Source organism: Pseudomonas sp. T8 (assembly GCF_024610635.1).
Taxonomy (GTDB): Bacteria; Pseudomonadota; Gammaproteobacteria; order Pseudomonadales; family Pseudomonadaceae; genus Aquipseudomonas; species Aquipseudomonas chlororaphis_I.
In genome coordinates this window covers 5,904,672-5,925,022 of sequence record NZ_CP102374.1, presented here as the reverse complement: position 1 = coordinate 5,925,022, position 20,351 = coordinate 5,904,672, and the positions used below count along the sequence as shown (strand labels likewise).

Sequence of the window (20,351 nt, the reverse complement as noted above, 5' to 3'; positions counted from 1 at the left end):
ATGCGTATCGTCGTCGCACTGGGCGGCAACGCCCTGCTCCGCCGTGGTGAACCCATGACCGCGGACAATCAACGCGCCAATATCCGGATCGCCACCGAACAGATCGCCAAGATCCATCCCGGCAACCAGCTGGTGATCGCCCACGGCAACGGCCCGCAGGTCGGCCTGCTGTCGCTGCAGGCGGCGGCCTACACCTCGGTGTCACCTTACCCGCTGGACGTGCTCGGCGCCGAAACCGAAGGCATGATCGGCTACATCATCGAACAGGAACTGGGCAACCTGCTGGACTTCGAAGTGCCCTTCGCCACCCTGCTGACCCAGGTCGAGGTCGACGCCAAGGACCCGGCGTTCCAGAACCCGAGCAAGCCCATCGGCCCGGTCTACAGCAAGGAAGAGGCGGAAAAACTGGCCAAGGAAAAAGGCTGGGCCATCGCCCCCGATGGCGACAAGTACCGCCGCGTGGTGGCCAGCCCGAAACCCAAGCGCATCTTTGAAATCCGCCCGATCAAATGGCTGCTGGAAAAGAGCAGTATCGTGATCTGCGCCGGCGGTGGCGGCATTCCGACTATGTACGGCGAGGATGGCAAGCTCAAGGGCATCGAGGCGGTGATCGACAAGGACCTGTGCTCGGCGCTGCTGGCCGAACAGCTGGATGCCGATCTGCTGGTGATCGCCACCGACGTCAACGCGGCCTTTATCGACTGGGGCAAGCCGTCGCAGAAAGCCATTGCCCAGGCGCACCCGGACGAAATGGAAAAGCTCGGCTTCGCCGCCGGCTCCATGGGACCAAAGGTCCAGGCGGCCTGCGAGTTCGCCCGCCATACTGGAAAAGTCGCAGTGATCGGTTCACTCTCGGACATCGAAGCGATCGTCCAGGGCCAGGCCGGCACGCGCATCAGCACGGCCCAGCCGGGCATCACCTACCGATAAGAGAGACTCAGGGTGCAGGTTCCAGGCCTGCCCCTCTCCCATGCCTTGAAAGGAGAGAACCATGGCCCAGTTCGAACCCGGTCATTTGCACATCGAACGACACGCGCTGAACAAGGACGATGTCAGCTACAACATCTGCATCGACTACGAGGTTGCGCAGGATCCCAAGGAAGGCAAGGGGATGCAGTTCAAGATGCATGGAACGATCCAGGGCAAAGCGGTCGATGAACCCTTCTTCCTGCCCAAGGATCAGGCGTACAACTTCGCCAGCAACGTGACGAAAATCGCCGAGAAGTACGGGATTCCCAAGGCAATGAGCAGCATCGGTTCGGTGCACAAGCACTACGATGCGATGTTCGAGGATGTGCGGGTGCAGTTGAACGTGAAATCCGGGGACCCGGTAAAACCCGAACATCTCGAGTAACCCCAGCCCGCGGGTCGCGGGCTTCCCCTACCCGCTGACTTGTAGGAGCGAGGCTTGCCCGCGATGGTCGTCAAGGATGACGCGGGTAGCCTGATCCGCCGCGGTGTCTTCTAGTTCATCGCGAGCAAGCTTCGCTCCTACAGAAGCCTGTGGCCACGGCGAATTTCACCAATGGCGTCCGCCAAGGCATACTTGCCACCCTCCGTTTTCCAGAACCCTTGTCCGCCCCATGCGCATCCACGTCAGCTTTATCGACCGCGTCGGTATCACCCAGGAAGTCCTGGCCCTGCTCGGTGGGCGCAACCTCAACCTGGATGCGGTGGAGATGGTGCCGCCCAACGTCTACATCGACGCCCCGACGCTCAGCCCACAAGTGCTGGAAGAGCTGCGCGACGCGCTGTTCAGCGTGCGCGGCGTGCAGGCGGTGACGGTGGTCGACATCCTGCCCGGCCAGCGCCGCCACCTGCAGCTCGACGCCCTGCTGGCGGCGATGACCGACCCGGTGCTGGCCCTGGACAGCGCCGGCAAGGTGCTGCTGGCCAACCCGGCGCTGATCGCCCTGTATGGCCGCGAGCCGGCCGGGGAAAGCGTGGCCGAGCTGTTCGACGACCCGGCGCTGCTGGAAACCCTGCTGGAACAGGGCTTTCGCCTGCCCCTGCGGGAAATCACCCTCAACGGCCAGACCCTGCTGCTGGACGCCACGCCGATCACCGACGCCGGCGCGCTGCTGACCCTGTATCAGCCCAATCGCATCGGCGAGCGCCTGTCGGCCCTGCACCACGACCATGCCGAAGGCTTCGATGCCCTGCTCGGCGATTCGCCGGCCATCCGTACCCTCAAGGCCCGCGCCCAGCGCGTCGCCGCGCTGGATGCACCGCTGCTGATCCAGGGCGAAACCGGTACCGGCAAGGAGCTGGTGGCGCGGGCCTGCCACGCCATCAGTGCGCGGCACGGCGCGCCGTTTCTCGCGCTGAACTGCGCCGCCCTGCCGGAAAACCTCGCCGAAAGCGAGCTGTTCGGCTATGCGCCCGGCGCCTTCACCGGCGCCCAGCGCGGCGGCAAGCCGGGACTGATGGAGCTGGCCAACCAGGGCACGGTGTTTCTCGACGAGATCGGCGAAATGTCGCCCTATTTGCAGGCCAAGCTGCTGCGTTTTCTCAATGACGGCAGCTTTCGCCGGGTCGGCGGCGACCGTGAGGTCAAGGTCAATGTGCGGATCCTCAGCGCCACCCACCGCGACCTGGAAAAGATGGTCGCCGAAGGCAGCTTTCGCGAAGACCTGTTCTATCGCCTCAACGTGCTGAATGTGGAAGTGCCGCCCCTGCGCGAGCGCGGCCAGGACATCCTGTTGCTGGCGCGCTATTTCATGCAGCAGGCCTGCGCGCAGATCCAGCGCCCGGTCTGCCGCCTGGCGCCCGGCACCTATCCGGCGCTGCTGGGCAACCGCTGGCCGGGCAACGTGCGCCAGTTGCAGAACGTGATCTTCCGCGCGGCGGCGATCTGCGAAAGCAGCCTGGTGGACATCGGCGACCTGGATATCGCCGGCACCTCGGTGGCGCGCCAGAACGACACCGAAGTCGAAAGCCTGGAACAGGCCGTCGAAGAGTTCGAGAAGGCACTGCTGGAAAGCCTGTACGTCAACTACCCCTCGACCCGCCAGCTGGCCAGCCGCCTGCAGACCTCCCACACCGCCATCGCCCATCGCCTGCGCAAGTACGGCATCCCCAACAAGCCCTGAAAGCCTGATGGCTGTCGCTTCCGCTCTGCTTCTGTAGGAGCGAAGCTTGCTCGCGAAAAATCTCAACGGCGCCGCAGTGCCTGGAGCCCGCGCAGCGCTCTCAGGCTCATCGCGAGCAAGCTTCGCTCCTACAGAAAAACAGTGCGAAAAGCGACCTCCACCTGTACTGAAAGCGCTACAGCGGAACGATATCGCTACAGTCGGTTGTAATCGGCGCAACGCAAGGCTTTGATCCCCATAGGCTTTTCCCTGACGCTCCAGCTGTAGCGATTTCGCTACAGCTGTCAATTTATGCTTGCCAGAGAAAACTCATAACTTATTGATTTATAACAACTTAAAAACATTGGCCGCATTTTTGCTATGGGCTTACCCATTCAGCTCGGCCTTGCACGAGCATTCAATCGCGTCCACCAGACGAATCTGGCCCCTTGAGGAGTTTCCATGAGCGAGTTGCGTTTTACTGAAGATCACGAATGGCTGCGTACCGAAGCCGATGGCAGCGTTACCGTCGGCATCACGGCTTTCGCGCAAAACGCCCTGGGCGATGTGGTGTTCGTGCAATTGCCGGAATTGCAGGCCTACGACAAGGGCGCTGAAGCCGCCACCGTGGAATCGGTAAAAGCCGCCAGCGGCGTGTACATGCCCCTGGACGGGGAAGTGGTGGAAACCAACCCGGCCCTGGACACCAGCCCCGAGCTGGTCAACGAAGACCCGCTGGGCGAAGGCTGGTTCTTCCGCTTCATTCCCGCGGACGCCGCCGCTGTCGGCCAACTGCTGGATCAGGACGCCTACGACCGCCTGATCAAAGCCAACGCCGACGCCTGAGGAGCCGCCATGACTCAAGTCAACCTGAGCACCGCCAACGAATTCATCGCGCGCCACATCGGCCCGCGCCAGGACGACGAGCAAGCCATGCTCAACAGCCTGGGCTTCGACTCCCTGGAAGCCCTGAGCGCCAGCGTGATCCCCGACAGCATCAAGGGCACCAGCGTCCTCGACCTGCCCGCCGGGCAGAGCGAAGCCGACGCACTGGCCTCGATCAAGGCCATCGCTGCCAAGAACCAGCTGTTCAAGACCTACATCGGCCAGGGCTACTACAACTGCCACACGCCGTCGCCGATCCTGCGCAACCTCCTGGAAAACCCGGCCTGGTACACCGCCTACACCCCGTACCAGCCAGAAATCTCCCAGGGCCGCCTGGAAGCGCTGCTGAACTTCCAGACCCTGATCAGCGACCTCACCGGCCTGCCGATCGCCAACGCCTCCCTGCTCGACGAAGCCACCGCCGCCGCCGAAGCCATGACCTTCTGCAAGCGCCTGAGCAAGAACAAGGGCAGCCACGCCTTCTTCGCCTCCAGCCATTGCCACCCGCAAACCCTCGACGTGCTGCGCACCCGTGCCGAGCCGCTGGGCATCGACGTGGTGGTCGGCGACGAGCGCAAACTGACCGACGTCAGCCCGTTCTTCGGTGCCCTGCTGCAATACCCGGCGAGCAACGGTGACCTGTTCGACTACCGCGAGCTGACCGAGCGCTTCCACGCCGCCAACGCTCTGGTGGCGGTCGCCGCCGACCTGCTGGCATTGACCGTGCTGACCCCGCCGGGCGAATTCGGCGCCGACGTGGCCATCGGCAGCGCCCAGCGCTTCGGCGTGCCACTGGGCTTCGGTGGCCCGCATGCGGCCTACTTCTCCACCAAGGACGCGTTCAAGCGCGACATGCCGGGCCGTCTGGTCGGGGTGTCCGTGGACCGTTTCGGCAAGCCGGCGCTGCGCCTGGCCATGCAGACCCGCGAGCAACATATCCGTCGCGAGAAAGCCACCAGCAACATCTGCACCGCCCAGGTGCTGCTGGCCAACATCGCCAGCATGTACGCCGTGTACCACGGCCCCAAAGGCCTGACCCGGATTGCCCGGCGCATCCACCAGCTGACCGCGATCCTGGCTCAGGGCCTGAGCAAGCTGGGGATCAAGGTCGAGCAGGAAAGCTTCTTCGACACCCTGACCCTGCACACAGGCGCGCGCACCTCGGCGCTGCACGACAAGGCCCGCGCCCAGCGCATCAACCTGCGGGTGATTGACGCCGAGCGCCTGGGTCTGTCCCTCGACGAAACCACCGGCCAGGCCGATGTAGAGGCCCTGTGGAGCCTGCTGGCCGACGGTCAGGCGCTGCCGGATTTCGCCGCGCTGGCCACCACGGTACAGAGCCGTATCCCGGCGCCGCTGGTGCGCCAGTCGGCGATCCTCAGCCACCCGGTGTTCAACCGCTATCACTCGGAAACCGAGCTGATGCGCTACCTGCGCAAGCTGGCCGACAAGGACCTGGCCCTGGACCGCACCATGATCCCGCTGGGCTCGTGCACCATGAAGCTCAACGCCGCCAGCGAAATGATCCCGATCACCTGGGCCGAGTTCGGTGCCCTGCACCCGTTCGCCCCGGCCGAGCAAAGCGCCGGCTACCAGCAACTGACGTCCGAACTGGAAGCCATGCTCTGCGCCGCCACCGGCTACGACGCGGTGTCCCTGCAGCCGAACGCCGGCTCCCAGGGTGAATACGCAGGCCTCTTGGCCATTCGTGCCTATCACCAGAGCCGTGGCGACGACCGTCGCGACATCTGCCTGATCCCTTCGTCCGCCCACGGCACCAACCCGGCCACCGCCAACATGGCCGGCATGCGCGTGGTGGTTACCGCCTGTGACGCCCGCGGCAACGTCGATATCGAAGACCTGCGGGCCAAGGCCATCGAGCACCGCGAGCACCTCGCCGCGCTGATGATCACCTACCCGTCGACCCACGGCGTGTTCGAGGAAGGCATCCGCGAAATCTGCGGCATCATTCATGACAACGGCGGCCAGGTGTACATCGACGGCGCCAACATGAACGCCATGGTCGGCCTCTGCGCCCCGGGCAAGTTCGGCGGCGACGTGTCGCACCTGAACCTGCACAAGACCTTCTGCATTCCCCACGGCGGTGGCGGCCCGGGCGTCGGCCCGATCGGCGTCAAGTCGCACCTGGCGCCGTTCCTGCCGGGCCACGCGGCCATGGAACGCAAGGAAGGCGCGGTCTGCGCCGCGCCGTTCGGCAGCGCGAGCATCCTGCCGATCACCTGGATGTACATCCGCATGATGGGCGGCGAAGGCCTCAAGCGTGCCTCGCAGCTGGCGATCCTCAATGCCAACTACATCTCCCGTCGCCTGGAAGAGCACTACCCGGTGCTCTACACCGGCAGCAACGGCCTGGTGGCCCACGAGTGCATCCTCGACCTGCGCCCGCTCAAGGACAGCAGCGGCATCAGCGTCGACGACGTCGCCAAGCGCCTGATCGACTTCGGCTTCCACGCCCCGACCATGTCGTTCCCGGTGGCCGGCACCCTGATGATCGAGCCGACCGAAAGCGAACCCAGGGAAGAACTGGACCGCTTCTGCGACGCCATGATCCGCATCCGCGAAGAAATCCGCGCGGTGGAAAACGGCAGCCTGGACAAGGACGACAACCCGCTGAAAAACGCCCCGCACACCGCGGCGGAAATCGTTGGCGAGTGGTCGCACCCCTACAGCCGTGAACAGGCGGTGTACCCAGTGGCCTCGCTGATCGACGGCAAGTACTGGCCTCCGGTCGGCCGCGTCGACAACGTGTTCGGCGACCGCAACCTGGTGTGCGCCTGCCCGTCGATCGAAAGCTATCAGGACGCCTAAGACGGCATCGCCGTCCATCGCGGGCAAGCCACGCTCCTACGGTTTCTGCGTATACCTGTAGGAGCGAGGCGGCTGGCGACGAATACCGGCCAGACCGAACCGCAATACCCGCTTCCCCCGTGCGTGCCGATCAACACAATAAGAAACCGGAGAACCAACATGTCCTTGAGCGTGTTCGACCTGTTCAAGATTGGCATCGGCCCCTCCAGCTCCCACACCGTTGGCCCGATGCGCGCGGCCGCGCGCTTCGTCGAAGGCCTGCGGCGTGACGGGCTGCTGGGCGCCACCACCTGCGTCAAGGTCGAGCTGTACGGCTCGCTCGGCGCCACCGGCAAGGGCCACGGCAGCGACAAGGCCGTGCTCCTGGGCCTGGAAGGTGAACACCCGGATACCGTGAATACCGAAAACATCGCCGCGCGCCTGCAGGAAATACGCAGCAGCGCACGCTTGACCCTGCTCGGCGAACACGTCATCGCGTTCAACGAGAAAGAACACCTGGCCATGATCCGCAAGCCCCTGGCCTACCACCCCAACGGCATGATCTTCCGTGCCTTCGATGCCGCCGGGTTGCAGATCCGCAGCCGCGAGTACTACTCGGTGGGCGGCGGCTTCGTGGTCGACGAGGACGCCGCGGGGGCCGACCGTATCGTCGAAGACACCACCAAACTGACCTTCCCCTTCAAGAGCGCCAAGGACTTGCTCGGCCATTGCACCACCTATGGCCTGTCCATCAGCCAGGTGATGCTGACCAACGAAAGTGCCTGGCGACCGGAAGCGGAAACCCGCGCCGGCCTGCTGAAGATCTGGCAAGTGATGCAGGATTGCGTGGATGCCGGCTGCCGCAATGAAGGGATCCTGCCGGGAGGCCTGAAGGTCAAGCGCCGCGCGGCCGCCCTCCACCGCCAGCTGTGCAAACACCCCGAGGCGGCCTTGCGCGATTCCTTGTCGGTGCTGGACTGGGTCAACCTGTATGCCCTCGCGGTCAACGAAGAAAACGCCAACGGCGGGCGCGTCGTCACCGCGCCCACCAATGGCGCCGCCGGCATCATCCCGGCGGTGCTGCACTACTACATGCGCTTCATCCCCGGCGCCAACGAAGACGGGGTGGTGCGTTTCCTGCTGACCGCCGCCGCCATCGGCATTCTCTACAAGGAAAACGCCTCCATCTCCGGCGCCGAAGTCGGCTGCCAGGGCGAGGTCGGCGTGGCTTGCTCGATGGCGGCCGGCGCCCTGTGCGAAGTGCTCGGCGGTACGGTGCAACAAGTGGAAAACGCCGCCGAGATCGGCATGGAACACAACCTCGGCCTGACCTGCGACCCGATCGGCGGCCTGGTGCAGGTGCCCTGCATCGAGCGCAACGCCATGGGTTCGGTCAAGGCGATCAACGCCGTGCGCATGGCCTTGCGTGGCGATGGGCAACACTTCGTCTCCCTCGACAAGGTGATCCGCACCATGCGCCAGACCGGCGCCGACATGAAAAGCAAATACAAGGAAACCGCCCGCGGCGGTTTGGCAGTCAACATCATCGAGTGCTGATGCAGGCACACACGCATCTCACGTTTATCCAGGAGCTGAACATGTCCACCGAAACACTGTTGAAGACCCCGCTGCATTCGCTGCACCTCGAACTCGGCGCGCGCATGGTGCCGTTCGCCGGTTACGACATGCCCGTGCAATACCCGCTGGGCGTAATGAAAGAACACCAGCACACCCGCGAGCAGGCCGGCCTGTTCGACGTCTCGCACATGGGCCAGATCCGCCTGAGCGGCGCCAATGCCGCCCAGGCCCTGGAAACCCTGGTGCCGGTGGACATCATCGACCTGCCCGTGGGCATGCAGCGCTATGCCATGTTCACCAATGAAAACGGCGGCATCCTCGACGACCTGATGGTCGCCAACCTGGGTAACGACGAGCTGTTCCTGGTGGTCAACGCCGCCTGCAAGGAGCAGGACCTGGCCCATCTGCGCCAGCACATTGGCCAGGCGTGCAGCATCGAGCCGCTGTTCGAGGAGCGCGCCCTGCTCGCCCTGCAAGGCCCGGCGGCCGTCACCGTGCTGGCGCGCCTGGCGCCGGAAGTGGCGAAGATGACGTTCATGCAATTCACCCGCGTGAAGCTGCTGGGCGTGGACTGTTTTGTCAGCCGTTCGGGCTACACCGGCGAAGACGGTTTCGAAATCTCGGTGCCGGCGGCCGACGCCGAAACCCTGGCCCGCGCCCTGCTGGCCGAACCGGAAGTGGCGGCGATCGGCCTCGGTGCCCGTGACTCGCTGCGCCTGGAAGCCGGCCTGTGCCTGTATGGCCATGACATGAACAGCCAGACCACCCCGATCGAAGCCAGCCTGCTGTGGGCCATCTCCAAGCCACGTCGTGCCGATGGCGCGCGGGCCGGCGGTTTCCCGGGCGCGGAACAGGTGTTCGCCCAACAGCTCAATGGCGTGCAGCGCAAGCGCGTGGGCCTGCTGCCCCAGGAACGCACACCGGTGCGAGAAGGCGCGGAAATCGTCAACGAAGCGGGCGAGGTGATCGGCAGTGTTTGCAGCGGTGGTTTTGGTCCGACCCTGGGCGGTCCGTTGGCCATGGGTTACATCGATAGCGCTTATGTCGCACTCGATACGCCAGTTTGGGCAATTGTTCGTGGGAAAAAGGTGCCAATGCTTGTAAGCAAAATGCCATTCGTTGCACAACGCTACTATCGCGGTTGATCAACTGTTTCTATAAGTAACGCGGTTGCGTTAAAAGTGCACTAATCTGTAACGCAACCGCCATAAAATAGTGCATATTTTCGATATTGAACTTGCCTTATAACAGTTGAAAACAATTGAACAACTCTATCGAATAAGCCCAGACGCCTAGTTCCGGCAAACAGCTGCAAGCTGAGGAAAACCGGGGTTTCGCAGGGCTTGTTTTTTCTCCCATAGTTGGCGTAGAGTTTCCCCACTGTGTTTGCATGGGTCGCTTGGAATCGTGACCTGGGCAGTAGCCAACAAGTTTGCTACAACCCGTTCGACGTCTCTTACTTTCCTGCAACCCAGCCCAGTACTCCTTCATGAGAAAGAGACTGTCATTAATTTTTTAGCGTCAAAGGAAATAAGAAATGTCCCAACGTCAGAGCGGTACCGTCAAGTGGTTTAACGACGAGAAAGGTTTTGGTTTTATCACTCCAGAAAGCGGTCCGGATCTGTTCGTGCATTTCCGCGCTATTCAGGGCAACGGCTTCAAGAGCCTGAAAGAAGGCCAGAAAGTGACCTTCATCGCTGTGCAGGGCCAAAAAGGCATGCAGGCTGACGAAGTTCAAGCCGAAGGCTGATCGTCTGTAACGAAAAAGCCCCTGATGCTGACATCAGGGGCTTTTTTGTGCGCGCAATTCCGTAAAATGGCTTCTTTCTTCGATCGAGAGGCCTGTGATGCCAAAGCACCTGCTAACCCCCCAGGGCGATTTTCCCGCCGCTGGCCTGGGCCGTCGTCTGGCAGCGATGTTCTACGATTTCCTGCTGTGCACCGCACTGCTGATCGTCACGGGCGGCATCTACAAGTTCATCCAGTTGCAGATCCTCGGTGAAACCCGGATGCGCACCCTGACCGAATCCGGCGCCCTGGACGGCGATCCCCTCTACTCGACCGTCCTGCTGTTCGTGCTGTTCGCCTTCTTCGCCAAGTTCTGGACCCACTCCGGCCAGACCCTGGGCATGCAGGTCTGGGGCATTCGCGTGCAGAACGCCGACGGCAGCAGCATCAGCCTGTGGCAGGCCTTCCTGCGCTTCATGGTCTCGATCGCTTCCTGGCTATGCGCCGGGCTGGGTTTCATCTGGGTCCTGGTGGACAAACAGAAGCGCAGCTGGCACGACATCTACTCGTCCAGCCAGATCGTGCGCATCCCCAAACAGAAAAAATAATCCGCCACACAAAAAAACGCCCCGAATGTCGGGGCGTTTTTCTGTGCGCTTGTCGAAGGCGATCAGGCATTGCCCGCCAGCTTCATCCGCGCGGCCTGGGTGAAATCGAGCATGCGCTTGAGCGGGCGAATGGCCTGGGGAATCAGCGCCGGGTCGACGAATATCTCGTTGCTACCCTCACGCAGGCACTGCAAGGTGCGCTCCAGGGTGTTCATGGCCATCCACGGGCAATGGGCGCAGCTGCGGCAAGCCGCGCCGTTACCGGCCGTTGGCGCCTCGATAAACACCTTGTCCGGGCACAGCTGCTGCATCTTGTAGAAGATGCCGCGGTCGGTCGCCACGATCAGCGTCTTGTTCGGCAAACGCTGCGCGGCGGCAATCAGCTGGCTGGTGGAACCCACCGCATCGGCCAGTTCGATCACCGAGGTCGGCGATTCCGGGTGGACCAGAATGGCCGCATCGGGATAGAGCGCCTTCATGTCCTCCAGCTGCTTGGACTTGAACTCTTCATGAACGATGCAGGCACCGTCCCACAGCAGCATATCGGCACCGGTCTGGCGCTGGATGTAGGTGCCCAGATGCTTGTCCGGCCCCCAGATGATGGTTTCGCCGTTATCCATCAGGCTTTCGACGATTTCCAGGGCGCAACTGGAGGTCACCACCCAGTCGGCACGGGCTTTGACCGCTGCCGAGGTGTTGGCGTAGACCACAACGGTGCGCTCCGGATGCTGGTCGCAGAACGCCGAGAACTCTTCCACCGGGCACCCCAGGTCGAGGGAGCAGGTGGCCTCCAGGGTAGGCATCAGCACCCGTTTCTCGGGGTTGAGGATCTTCGCCGTCTCGCCCATGAACCTGACACCGGCGACCACCACGGTCTTGGCCGGGTGAGCGTTGCCGAAACGGGCCATTTCCAGGGAATCGGACACGCAGCCGCCAGTCTCTTCGGCCAGGGCCTGAATCACCGGGTCACAGTAGAAGTGAGCCACCAGCACGGCGTCCTGAGCCTTGAGCTCGGCAGCAATCGCGGCACGGTAATGGGCTTCTTCTGCGGCAGTCAGCGGCTTGGGCTGCTTGGCGTCAAGGTGGGCCTGAACCAGAAGGCGTTCGGAAATGTGCGTCATGATCGCAAGACCTGCGGGCGCTTATGCGCGAAAGTCGAGTATACACCCGGCTCCGGCCCCGTTGAGGGTACCGCCGGGAGAGTGAGTATTCATCAGGTAGGTGCAGCGTTGAAACTGCGCAAGGCTACAGAATATCCCCTTGATGTAAAAGATGATTCTGACCTGTGTCACGCCCGTGCCACACGGCTCGACCCAGCACGAAAGCCCACAAATTGCAGCCTCTGCAGAAGCGCCTCAGCGCAAACGGCTCAGTGACGCGCAATGCGCACTCGCACCATTTTTGAGCATTACAGGCAGGCGAGCCTCGACCCGGCGGCGAATCCCCTCGATCGACCAAGCGTTTTTTTACACTTCATAGCAATTTTATCTTTCTGCGCTAACGTCAGTTACAGAAACAGCTAACTGCTGGTTGGTTGCAGCAACACTTGGCGGGCTCTGGTTCAGATGACGGAGAAATGATCCCTGCTGACCGGCCCTTGCGGTTTTCCCAGCCCAAACAAGGAAGCAGTGCATGAACAGTGATTGTGTACAGGTGCTCAGGAGAGTGGCGTGGACATTGATTGTCGCTGGTCTTCCCACCGGAATGGCCATGGCGGCATCAAATAACTGCGCTGGATTGCCGCCACTGCCGTCGACGGTGGAAGTGGGAGAGGGTCAGCAGACGATAATGCACTCCCCCGTTGCCATTACCCGGTTGGCCGTGGGCGACCCGAAAATTGCCGATGTGTATCTCAATGGGCGGGATTCATACCTGCTGACGGGCATTGCGCCCGGCGCCACCAGCCTGATGGTCTGGACAGCCTGCGACAAGGAACCTCGCCAGAGCATGGTGTTCGTCCAGGGCAAGGGCCCTCATTCGATGGTCAGTTCGCTACTGCCCCCCTCCGAAGACCCGTCTCTGGCCAGCCAGGTGCAGACCGATATCCGCTTTGTCGAAGTCAGCCGCACCAAGCTGAAAGAGGCCGGCACCTCGATCTTCGGCAAGAGCGGTAACTTCCTGTTCAGCTCCCCGGGCACGGTCCCGTTGGTGACGGTGACGCCCGGCAATATCGGTGGCCTCGCACCGAGAATACCGCTCAACAACGGCCAGTTTAATATCGGCTTTGGTGGCGGTAACGTCCTTGGGCTGATCAACGCCCTGGAAGGCAGTGGGTTTGCCTACACCCTGGCGCGTCCGAGCCTGGTGGCGCTGAGCGGACAGAGCGCAAGCTTCCTGGCCGGTGGTGAAGTGCCGATCCCGGTCCCCAGCAGCGGCAGCGACAGTATTACCATCCAGTACAAGGAATTCGGTATTCGCCTGACCCTGACCCCCACAATCGTCGGAAATGACCGCATCGCCTTGAAGGTCGCCCCGGAAGTCAGCGAACTGGACTTCAACAACGGGATTACCGTCAACGGCATCTCGGTGCCAGCCCTGGTTGTGCGTCGCACCGACACCAGCATCTCCCTGGCCGACGGTGAGAGCTTCGTGATCAGCGGCCTGATCAGCACCACCAATACCACGGCCGTGAGCAAGTTCCCCGGCCTGGGAGAGATTCCGATCCTGGGCGCATTCTTCCGTGATTCTTCGATCAGGCGCGAAGAGAAGGAACTGCTGATGATCGTCACCCCGCATCTGGTGCAACCGCTGGCGGTCAACGCCAAGCTGCCGGTACTGCCTGGCGAGCCACTGCGCAACTACGACCCGAACTGGTTCCGTCTGTACTTCCTGGAAAACGGCAATTATGACCAGGCCGCCAGCGGGCTTTCACAATGAACCAGGGTTCTGGCTCGTCGCTGGCCACGCTCAGGCTCGATGACACCGGACTCGGCAAGTCCGGTGTTGGCCATTCCTCGACAATCGGATTGTTCCAGGAGCGAAAAATGAAAGTAGTCATTGCTGCGTTGGGGCTGCTCATGCTCAGCGGCTGCGCCACGAACGGCAGCAGTGCCTGGTCGAAGCAGGCATGCAGCAAACTGGATTCGGATCAGGAACTGTCGCTGAGCCTGGCCGACGACATGATCGGCGAAGGCAAGCTGCACGCCGGCCTGGCCAATCTGCAACGCCTGCCGGAAGACCTGCCGCAGGTCCGCATGCGCAAGGCCAAGGTCTATCGCCAGCTCGGCCAGAGCGATGCCGAACCGCTGTACCGCAGCCTGCTCAGCACCTGCCTGGCCGCCGAAGGCGAGCATGGCCTGGGTCAACTGGCAGCGTCACGCCACGATAACGCTCTGGCCCTGGAACATCTGAAACGCGCGGCGCGCCTGTCCCCCACCGACGAGAAGATCCGCAACGATCTGGGGGTGGTCTACCTCAACCAGGGGGATACCAGGCAAGCCCGCTTTGAGTTCCTCACGGCCATGGAGCTGAAACAGGACGATCAGTTGGCAACCCTCAACCTGGTGACCTTGCTGATTTATCAAGGCAACTGGAAACAGGCCTCGGACCTGGTCAATCGTGCCGGCCTGAAGCCCGAACAAGTCACCAACGCCAAGGAGCGGGCCGAAAAACTCAGGAACGCGGTGAAGAAGTCAGCTAACGGTCAGGCAGTCAGTGCTACGGATTCGTCGCCATCAAGTGTCAATCAACCAATAACGCAGAGGTAGTGATGAAATACCAAACGCTCAGCTGCCTGGGACTCTTGCTTCTTCCGCTGGTGACCCAGGCTATCGAACCCGGCCCGGCCTCCCTGTCACAACAGCCGACCGAAACCTGGCTGCTGCTGCAGAGTCGTAACCAGGTCAAGTCGCCCATTCCGCAGAACGCCTCGCCCAGCGAACGGGAACTGACCCTGCAGCGCTGGCTGGACAACTACAAACACCCGATCCCCGAGTACTACAAGGAGTACGTAGGTTCGGGTAGTTCGGGTGGTTCAAAGTGACAATGAATCGCGATGGCGTTCAGTTCAGAGGGGGCAATGCCATCCATGCCGATGGCCCTTGCCCCTCCCCTCTTTCATAACTTCCCGAATACTTTGAAGACGCCGATGATCGCCGGTCCTATGGCGACCAGAAAGAAGCTTGGCCACAGGCAGAAGATCAGCGGAAACACCAGTTTGGTGCCGATTTTCGCGGCTTTCTCTTCGGCCTGCTGAGTGCGCCGGTCACGAAACTCCTCGGCATAGATACGCAGGGTCGTCCCCACGCTGGTCCCGAAGCGAATACTCTGCGCCAACAGGCTCACCAACCCGCGAATGTCCTCCAGCCCGGTACGCTCGGCCAGATGCTTGAGCGCTTCGGTACTGGGAATCCCGGCGCGGATCTCGGAGTTGACCAGTGCCAGCTCCATGGCCAGCTCAGGCTGGCTGACCGCTATCTCTTCCGACACCCGCTCGATCGCCTGGGGCAAGGCAAGGCCTGATTCCACGCAGACCACCATCAAGTCCAGCGCATCCGGAAAGGCGACGAGCAAACGGGTCATCCGCGCGTTCCTGCGGCTGTCGACATAGATGGCCGGTACCAGCCAGCCCACCCCCAGCGCCAGGATCACCAGCCCCATCCCCAGCAGCAGCGATACCTTCGGTATCAGCGGCAGCGCCATGACCGCCAGCGCCACCAATACCAATGGCGTCAACAGGCGCACCGCCCAGTACATCTGGACAGCGGCCGGGGAACGAAAGCCCGCATGGGTCAGCAAGGTCCGGGTCGCCGAGGTCTGCTCCTGCTCACCGGAGACAAAACGCTGGCCGACCTGCTCCAGCATCAATTGCAGGTTGCTCGGCGCCCCCTGCCGGTGACCATCGCCACCATGGCCGCGCTTGATCAGCAGCAGACGACGGTGCACCGGGTCCTGCAGCCCCTGCACCAGCAACACCAGGGTGGCCACGGCCAGCACCACGCTCAGGCCGATGGCTGCGGCAAAGACCATGCGCGCCAGTTGTTCATTACCGACCAGACGATTGATCAGGCTCAGTAGATACTCCATGACCTCACCCCCTACGAGTGATTGTGTTCACACCTGAATCCGGATGATCTTGCGTATCCAGAGGATTCCCAGCAGCATCGCCACAAACGCGCCAAGCACCATCTTCTGTCCCAGCGGCTCATTGATGAGCAGAGGCAGATAGGTCGGGCTCGAAATCACAATCCCCGCCGCCAGTACAAAAGGCATCGCCACCAGGATCCAGCCCGACATGCGCCCTTCGGCCGAGAGCGTCTTGACCTTGCGCTGAAAGCGGAAGCGGCCGCGAATCAAGCTGCTCAAACGATCCAGCACCTCCGTCAGGTTGCCACCCGTCTCGCGGTGGATCAGCACAGTGGTCACCAGCATCATCACGGTCATGCTCGGCATGCGCTCCAACAGGCCAAGCATGGCCCGACGCACATCGTTGCCGTAGTTGATGTCGGCAAAGGTCAGGCCGAACTCGTGGGCAACCGGCCCCTTGTGCTCGTCGGCCACCAATTGCAGGGTTTCATTGAACGGATGTCCGGCACGCAGCGCCCGGCACATGGCATCCAGTGCATCCGGCAGCTGCTCCTCGAACAGGGCAAAGCGTTTGTTGCGGTCCCGGGAGATCTTCAACACCGGCAGCCAGAAGGCCACAGCCGCCGCCGGGAGCGCCACCCACCACAGTTGCGTGAACAGCCACAGCAGCATACCCGCCGCCAGCATCAGGACCAGGCTGAGCATCAGCACCCGATAGGCGCGGTATTCGTGTCCGGCCTGCTCGATCATCTGCGCCAGGGCCTCCATCGCCGGCAACTGCTCCAGGCGCGCCTCCAGCGGGGACAGGCGACGCAGGTATTTCTGGCGCAGTACCGACTGCATGTTCTCCAGGTTACTGGCCCGCTCCAGCAGGTCGAGGCGGCTGCGAATACGCTTGCGCACCTTGCCGGCCTCGCCGAACACCGGCACCGCCACGCTCTGGCTGAGCAGGAATATGGCGGTGAACACCATGCCGAGAAACGCCAGGATAAATTCACTGGGGACTTGATTCATGACTAGCCCTCCATCCAGTCTGGCCGGAACAGGCTGAGCGGCAGCTCGATGCCCCGTTTGGCCAGCACATCGCGAAATGCCGGAACCATGCCGGTGGGGCGGAACTCGCCCAGTACCTCGCCTTTCTCGCCCAGGCCACTGCGCACGAAAGCGAAGATCTCGGTCATGGTGATGATTTCCCCTTCCATGCCGTTGATTTCCTGCACGCTGACCAGCCGCCGCGTACCGTCTTCCTGCCGCTCCAGCTGGATGACCACGCCGATGGCCGAAGCGATCTGCTGACGCAGGGCCTTGATCGGAAAGGTCGCCCCCGTCATCGACACCATGTTCTCGATCCGTCCCAGGGCATCGCGGGCGGTGTTGGCGTGGATGGTGGTCAGCGAGCCGTCGTGGCCGGTATTCATCGCCGTCAACATGTCCAGCGCCTCGGCGCCACGCACCTCACCGATCACGATGCGGTCCGGCCGCATACGCAGGCTGTTGCGCACCAGCTCCCGCTGGCCCACCTCGCCACGGCCCTCGATGTTCGACGGCCGGGTTTCCAGGCGCACCACATGGGGCTGCTGCAGTTGCAGTTCGGCCGAGTCCTCGATAGTCACGATCCGTTCGTTGTGCGGAATGAAACTGGACAACACGTTGAGCATGGTGGTCTTGCCACTGCCGGTCCCTCCGGAGATCAGGACATTCAGCCGGCCGCGGACGATGGCCTTGAGCATCAGGGCGATGCCCGGGGTCAGGGTGCCCATCTGCACCAGGCTCTCGGTGTTGAGCAAATCCACGGCGAAGCGGCGGATCGACATGCTCGGTCCGTCGATGGCCAGCGGTGGAATGATGGCGTTGACCCGCGAGCCGTCCTTCAGGCGAGCGTCCACCAGCGGCGAGGACTCATCGATGCGCCGCCCCAGGCTGGAAACGATGCGATCGATGATATTCAGCAGGTGTTGGTCGTCGCGAAAACGCACATCCGTTCGTTGCAGCTTGCCGAAGCGCTCGACATACACCGAGGCATGACCGTTGACCAGGATGTCGGACACACTCGCGTCATTCAGCAGCGGTTCCAGAGGCCCGAGGCCGAGCACCTCGTCGGCGATCTGCTTGAGGATCAACTGGCGGCTGCTGGCATTGACCGGCGCCGAATGCTCATCGAGCAAGCGCTGGCAGATGTCGCGGATCTGCCGCCCGGCCTCGGCCGGCTCCAGGGAGTCGAGGAGCGACAGGTCCATGACCTTGAGCAACTGCTGGTAGATCTTTTCCCGCCACTCGGCCTCCATCGAGCCGAGCTTGGTCCTGGTTTCATAGAGCAGGTCCGGCACACTGGCCTCCCAGGCCATGAGCACGCTGGCGCACTCTTTACTGTCGAGGGACGCGTCCTGCGCCTCTGCCGGTGCCTGTTTGCCGGGTTGCTGACGCAGGCGATTACGAAAGTCGCTGAGCATGGCCTAGCCTCCGAACAGACGATTGAAGGTACGTTTGAACAAACTCTTCTCGGCGACCTCGATTCCGATCAGGTTCTGGGTCAGCTCGCGCAGGGCCAGGGTCACAACCGAACGTGGAGCGTGCAGCTCAAGCGGCACACCGGTGTTCTGACTCTCGCTGACCACCGCATAGTCATTGGGCAGGGTTTGCGGGTTCGGGCAGCGCAGGGCATCGGCAATATCCTTGAGGCTCACCGGCGAGGTCTTGTTGTAGCGGTTGACCACCACCTGTATCCGGTTGCTCTGCACGTTCAGGTCGTCGCGCAGGATGCGGGTCAGGCGGGTGCCGTCCTTCAGATGGCTCAGGCTCTGCTGCAACACGACGTAGATGCGATCGGCCTGTTCGAGCGTGACGCCGGTGAGGTGATCGATCTGCCGCGGCAGATCCACCACCACCCAGTCGTAGGTCCCACGGGCCAGGCGCAACAGTTTTTCCAGCTGATCCAGGTGCACATCCTGCGTCAGGCACAGCTCCCCGGTACGCCCGCCCAGTACATGCAAGGTCGGGCTGAAGTGGTTGCAATAACCACGCAAGGCGATGCTGTCCAGGGACTCGACCTGCTTCAGCACATCCACATGGCTGTGGGTAGGCACCACATCCAGGCAATGCGCCACGCTGCCGAACTGCAGGTCCAGGTCCAGCAGCAGGGTCCTGCCACCGCGGGTGGCGAGCTGATGCGCCAGGTTGCAAGCGAGCATCGAGGCTCCCGAACCGCCCTTGGCATTCATCACCGCAATCACCTTGCCACCGATCCCCAGCTCCGCATTGGCCTCCATGAGCATACGGCCGATGGCCGCCTGCAACTCTTCTGCCGCGACTGGCTCGGGGAGAAAGTCCCGGGCGCCGGCCTGCATCGCCAGGCGCATGCCCTCGCGCTCATCCAGCGGACCGCAGACCAGGAGCGGTGGCCGTTCCTTGAGCGGATGCTGCAACAAGGCCGCCAGTTCTTCACGCCACAGATGGCTGACGCGCAACAGCAGGAAGTCGGGCATCTGCTCCAGCCCATACAGCGGATCGGTATGCCCGTTGCTCACCAGGCGAGTGCTGACCTGCAGATTCGGCAGCCCCTGGCTCAACGCTTTCAGATGATTCAAGGTCGTCGCGTCGCGCCCACTGATCAGCAGGCGTTTGCCTTGCTTTTCAGTAGCAGCAGCGACGACGGGCGCTTCTCGGGTACTCAACATGGTGTGATCTCCGGTGTGACTGCTGCCTGGGGCTGCCGACCGAGGCTTTCACGTGGCACGGTCGACCTGAATACCGGTAGAACAAACACCCCGTTGAACCCAGGAATCAGCAGATTGAAACTGAAATTGGATACCTGTAGCTGGACATACCGAATGGCGACAAAGCCGTTGCTGCCGCTCAGATCGTTGGGGTTGGCGACTACCGCGCCATTGGCGTCCAGATAAACCAGGTTCAGGTTGGCGGACGTCAGGTTATTGAGCAGGCTGCTCGGACCGCTGTCGGTGGAAGCGTTGAACATCGCCCGACGCAGAATCACCGGATCGGCGATATCGCACACCGCCGCCAGGCGGGCGCCGCGACGCACGGTTTCATTCAGGGCATTGACCGTGAAGTACAGCCGGCCCATTTCCAGTACACCGAACAACACGGTGAACAGCACCAGGCTGGTGATCGCGAACTCGACGGTGTACAGCCCCCGCATACCTTTGACGTTCATCACAAGGCCCTCATGACGACAGTGGAAGTCAAGGCCAGGCCCAGCGGCACGTTGCTGCCATACAAGACGGGCAAGGCACTGCCGATCACCGGCACATAGGTGTAGGTAATGCTGACCTGGACATGCTCGGCCCCCACCGCGGTGACCGTGACATTCGCCGGCGTCAGCCCCGACACCACCGCCGGGTAGCCATTGGGGTTGGCGGGCACGCCATAGACAGCGACGTTCTTGGCCTGGGCCTGCAGCGTGCCGCTCAGGTCGAGCTTGCCGAGGGTGGCGTTCCACGCCTTGTCAGCGACATAACGCCCGGCGTCGCGACTGGCCTGCATCAGGCTGTTGTACTGGAACAACATGCGACCGAACTCGGCGAAGGTCAGCATCAGCAACAGCAGCAGCGGCAGCGTCAACACCAGCTCCACCATCGCCAACCCACCCTGGTTGCGCGGCGACCTGAATCCTGTGCGTCCCATAAAGCCT

Annotated in this window: 19 protein-coding genes; 12 read left to right on the top strand and 7 right to left on the bottom strand. The window is 62.5% G+C overall.

Features of this window, described 5'->3' with window-relative positions:
* The 9 genes from arcC (at window position 1) to NRG23_RS26910 (ending at window position 10,678) form a co-directional block, all read left to right on the top strand.
* Window positions 1-930, top strand: a complete 930-nt coding sequence (gene arcC / locus NRG23_RS26950) for a carbamate kinase (protein ID WP_053269763.1) — start codon at window positions 1-3, stop codon at window positions 928-930.
* Window positions 931-991: 61 nt separating this feature from the next.
* Complete coding sequence (locus NRG23_RS26945; RefSeq protein ID WP_009050424.1) at window positions 992-1,354, top strand: DUF5064 family protein; 363 nt, start codon at window positions 992-994, stop codon at window positions 1,352-1,354.
* 229 nt (window positions 1,355-1,583) lie between these two features.
* A complete protein-coding gene (locus NRG23_RS26940) occupies window positions 1,584-3,092 on the top strand; it encodes a sigma-54-dependent transcriptional regulator (RefSeq protein ID WP_009050425.1) in 1,509 nt (502 codons plus the stop codon).
* A 441-nt stretch (window positions 3,093-3,533) separates the two neighbouring features.
* Window positions 3,534-3,917 carry a glycine cleavage system protein GcvH gene (gene gcvH, locus NRG23_RS26935; protein ID WP_009050426.1) on the top strand — a complete coding sequence of 128 codons (384 nt, stop codon included), beginning with the start codon at window positions 3,534-3,536 and terminating at the stop codon, window positions 3,915-3,917.
* 9 nt (window positions 3,918-3,926) lie between these two features.
* Complete coding sequence (gcvP, locus tag NRG23_RS26930) at window positions 3,927-6,785, top strand: aminomethyl-transferring glycine dehydrogenase (RefSeq protein ID WP_257372936.1); 2,859 nt, start codon at window positions 3,927-3,929, stop codon at window positions 6,783-6,785.
* A gap of 159 nt (window positions 6,786-6,944) precedes the next feature.
* Window positions 6,945-8,321, top strand: a complete 1,377-nt coding sequence (locus NRG23_RS26925; protein ID WP_028683221.1) for an L-serine ammonia-lyase — start codon at window positions 6,945-6,947, stop codon at window positions 8,319-8,321.
* Between the two features lie 41 nt (window positions 8,322-8,362).
* Window positions 8,363-9,487 carry a glycine cleavage system aminomethyltransferase GcvT gene (gcvT, locus tag NRG23_RS26920; protein WP_009050429.1) on the top strand — a complete coding sequence of 375 codons (1,125 nt, stop codon included), beginning with the start codon at window positions 8,363-8,365 and terminating at the stop codon, window positions 9,485-9,487.
* 392 nt (window positions 9,488-9,879) lie between these two features.
* Complete coding sequence (locus NRG23_RS26915; RefSeq protein WP_007931076.1) at window positions 9,880-10,092, top strand: cold-shock protein; 213 nt, start codon at window positions 9,880-9,882, stop codon at window positions 10,090-10,092.
* Window positions 10,093-10,189: 97 nt separating this feature from the next.
* Window positions 10,190-10,678, top strand: coding sequence for an RDD family protein (locus tag NRG23_RS26910; protein WP_257372932.1), 489 nt, complete (start codon window positions 10,190-10,192; stop codon window positions 10,676-10,678).
* Window positions 10,679-10,740: 62 nt separating this feature from the next.
* Here NRG23_RS26910 and nadA read toward each other — a convergent pair whose 3' ends face one another.
* The gene (gene nadA / locus NRG23_RS26905; protein WP_009050431.1) at window positions 10,741-11,799 is read right to left on the bottom strand and encodes a quinolinate synthase NadA; all 1,059 of its coding nucleotides are present in this window, start codon (window positions 11,797-11,799) and stop codon (window positions 10,741-10,743) included.
* A 511-nt stretch (window positions 11,800-12,310) separates the two neighbouring features.
* Here nadA and NRG23_RS26900 point away from each other — a divergent pair.
* The 3 genes from NRG23_RS26900 (at window position 12,311) to NRG23_RS26890 (ending at window position 14,660) form a co-directional block, all read left to right on the top strand.
* On the top strand, window positions 12,311-13,555 hold the full coding sequence (locus NRG23_RS26900) for a type II and III secretion system protein family protein (RefSeq protein ID WP_257372930.1): 1,245 nt from the start codon (window positions 12,311-12,313) through the stop codon (window positions 13,553-13,555).
* A 107-nt stretch (window positions 13,556-13,662) separates the two neighbouring features.
* Window positions 13,663-14,385 carry a lipopolysaccharide assembly protein LapB gene (locus NRG23_RS26895; protein ID WP_009050433.1) on the top strand — a complete coding sequence of 241 codons (723 nt, stop codon included), beginning with the start codon at window positions 13,663-13,665 and terminating at the stop codon, window positions 14,383-14,385.
* A 2-nt stretch (window positions 14,386-14,387) separates the two neighbouring features.
* Entirely contained in the window at window positions 14,388-14,660 is a 273-nt protein-coding gene (locus NRG23_RS26890) for a DUF3613 domain-containing protein (protein WP_009050434.1), read from the top strand.
* Between the two features lie 74 nt (window positions 14,661-14,734).
* Here the strand turns inward: NRG23_RS26890 and NRG23_RS26885 are convergent, their stop codons facing one another.
* The 6 genes from NRG23_RS26885 to NRG23_RS26860 are packed head-to-tail and all read right to left on the bottom strand — an operon-like array spanning window position 14,735 to window position 20,344.
* A complete protein-coding gene (locus tag NRG23_RS26885) occupies window positions 14,735-15,703 on the bottom strand; it encodes a type II secretion system F family protein (RefSeq protein ID WP_009050435.1) in 969 nt (322 codons plus the stop codon).
* A 27-nt stretch (window positions 15,704-15,730) separates the two neighbouring features.
* Window positions 15,731-16,717 carry a type II secretion system F family protein gene (locus tag NRG23_RS26880; RefSeq protein ID WP_009050436.1) on the bottom strand — a complete coding sequence of 329 codons (987 nt, stop codon included), beginning with the start codon at window positions 16,715-16,717 and terminating at the stop codon, window positions 15,731-15,733.
* A 2-nt stretch (window positions 16,718-16,719) separates the two neighbouring features.
* Entirely contained in the window at window positions 16,720-18,153 is a 1,434-nt protein-coding gene (locus tag NRG23_RS26875; RefSeq protein ID WP_009050437.1) for a CpaF family protein, read from the bottom strand.
* 3 nt (window positions 18,154-18,156) lie between these two features.
* Window positions 18,157-19,377 carry an AAA family ATPase gene (locus NRG23_RS26870; RefSeq protein WP_009050438.1) on the bottom strand — a complete coding sequence of 407 codons (1,221 nt, stop codon included), beginning with the start codon at window positions 19,375-19,377 and terminating at the stop codon, window positions 18,157-18,159.
* Complete coding sequence (locus NRG23_RS26865; protein ID WP_009050439.1) at window positions 19,371-19,874, bottom strand: TadE/TadG family type IV pilus assembly protein; 504 nt, start codon at window positions 19,872-19,874, stop codon at window positions 19,371-19,373. The genes NRG23_RS26870 and NRG23_RS26865 overlap by 7 nt, the downstream gene beginning before the upstream one ends.
* Window positions 19,874-20,344 carry a TadE/TadG family type IV pilus assembly protein gene (locus NRG23_RS26860; protein ID WP_009050440.1) on the bottom strand — a complete coding sequence of 157 codons (471 nt, stop codon included), beginning with the start codon at window positions 20,342-20,344 and terminating at the stop codon, window positions 19,874-19,876. Before NRG23_RS26860 ends, NRG23_RS26865 begins: the two co-directional genes overlap by 1 nt.
* Window positions 20,345-20,351 lie beyond the last annotated feature (7 nt).

Excerpts from the sequence above, each read along its gene's own strand:
- arcC (WP_053269763.1), top strand. The coding sequence starts at position 1 with ATGCGTATCGTCGTCGCACTGGGCGGCAACGCCCTGCTCCGCCGTGGT.
- nadA (WP_009050431.1), bottom strand. The coding sequence starts at position 11,799 with ATGACGCACATTTCCGAACGCCTTCTGGTTCAGGCCCACCTTGACGCC.
- NRG23_RS26895 (WP_009050433.1), top strand. The coding sequence starts at position 13,663 with ATGAAAGTAGTCATTGCTGCGTTGGGGCTGCTCATGCTCAGCGGCTGC.
- gcvP (WP_257372936.1), top strand. The coding sequence starts at position 3,927 with ATGACTCAAGTCAACCTGAGCACCGCCAACGAATTCATCGCGCGCCAC.
- NRG23_RS26900 (WP_257372930.1), top strand. The coding sequence starts at position 12,311 with ATGAACAGTGATTGTGTACAGGTGCTCAGGAGAGTGGCGTGGACATTG.
- NRG23_RS26880 (WP_009050436.1), bottom strand. The coding sequence starts at position 16,717 with ATGAATCAAGTCCCCAGTGAATTTATCCTGGCGTTTCTCGGCATGGTG.
- NRG23_RS26890 (WP_009050434.1), top strand. The coding sequence starts at position 14,388 with ATGAAATACCAAACGCTCAGCTGCCTGGGACTCTTGCTTCTTCCGCTG.
- NRG23_RS26945 (WP_009050424.1), top strand. The coding sequence starts at position 992 with ATGGCCCAGTTCGAACCCGGTCATTTGCACATCGAACGACACGCGCTG.
- NRG23_RS26865 (WP_009050439.1), bottom strand. The coding sequence starts at position 19,874 with ATGAACGTCAAAGGTATGCGGGGGCTGTACACCGTCGAGTTCGCGATC.
- NRG23_RS26915 (WP_007931076.1), top strand. The coding sequence starts at position 9,880 with ATGTCCCAACGTCAGAGCGGTACCGTCAAGTGGTTTAACGACGAGAAA.
- NRG23_RS26875 (WP_009050437.1), bottom strand. The coding sequence starts at position 18,153 with ATGCTCAGCGACTTTCGTAATCGCCTGCGTCAGCAACCCGGCAAACAG.
- NRG23_RS26860 (WP_009050440.1), bottom strand. The coding sequence starts at position 20,344 with ATGGGACGCACAGGATTCAGGTCGCCGCGCAACCAGGGTGGGTTGGCG.
- NRG23_RS26940 (WP_009050425.1), top strand. The coding sequence starts at position 1,584 with ATGCGCATCCACGTCAGCTTTATCGACCGCGTCGGTATCACCCAGGAA.
- gcvT (WP_009050429.1), top strand. The coding sequence starts at position 8,363 with ATGTCCACCGAAACACTGTTGAAGACCCCGCTGCATTCGCTGCACCTC.
- NRG23_RS26870 (WP_009050438.1), bottom strand. The coding sequence starts at position 19,377 with ATGTTGAGTACCCGAGAAGCGCCCGTCGTCGCTGCTGCTACTGAAAAG.
- NRG23_RS26910 (WP_257372932.1), top strand. The coding sequence starts at position 10,190 with ATGCCAAAGCACCTGCTAACCCCCCAGGGCGATTTTCCCGCCGCTGGC.
- gcvH (WP_009050426.1), top strand. The coding sequence starts at position 3,534 with ATGAGCGAGTTGCGTTTTACTGAAGATCACGAATGGCTGCGTACCGAA.
- NRG23_RS26885 (WP_009050435.1), bottom strand. The coding sequence starts at position 15,703 with ATGGAGTATCTACTGAGCCTGATCAATCGTCTGGTCGGTAATGAACAA.
- NRG23_RS26925 (WP_028683221.1), top strand. The coding sequence starts at position 6,945 with ATGTCCTTGAGCGTGTTCGACCTGTTCAAGATTGGCATCGGCCCCTCC.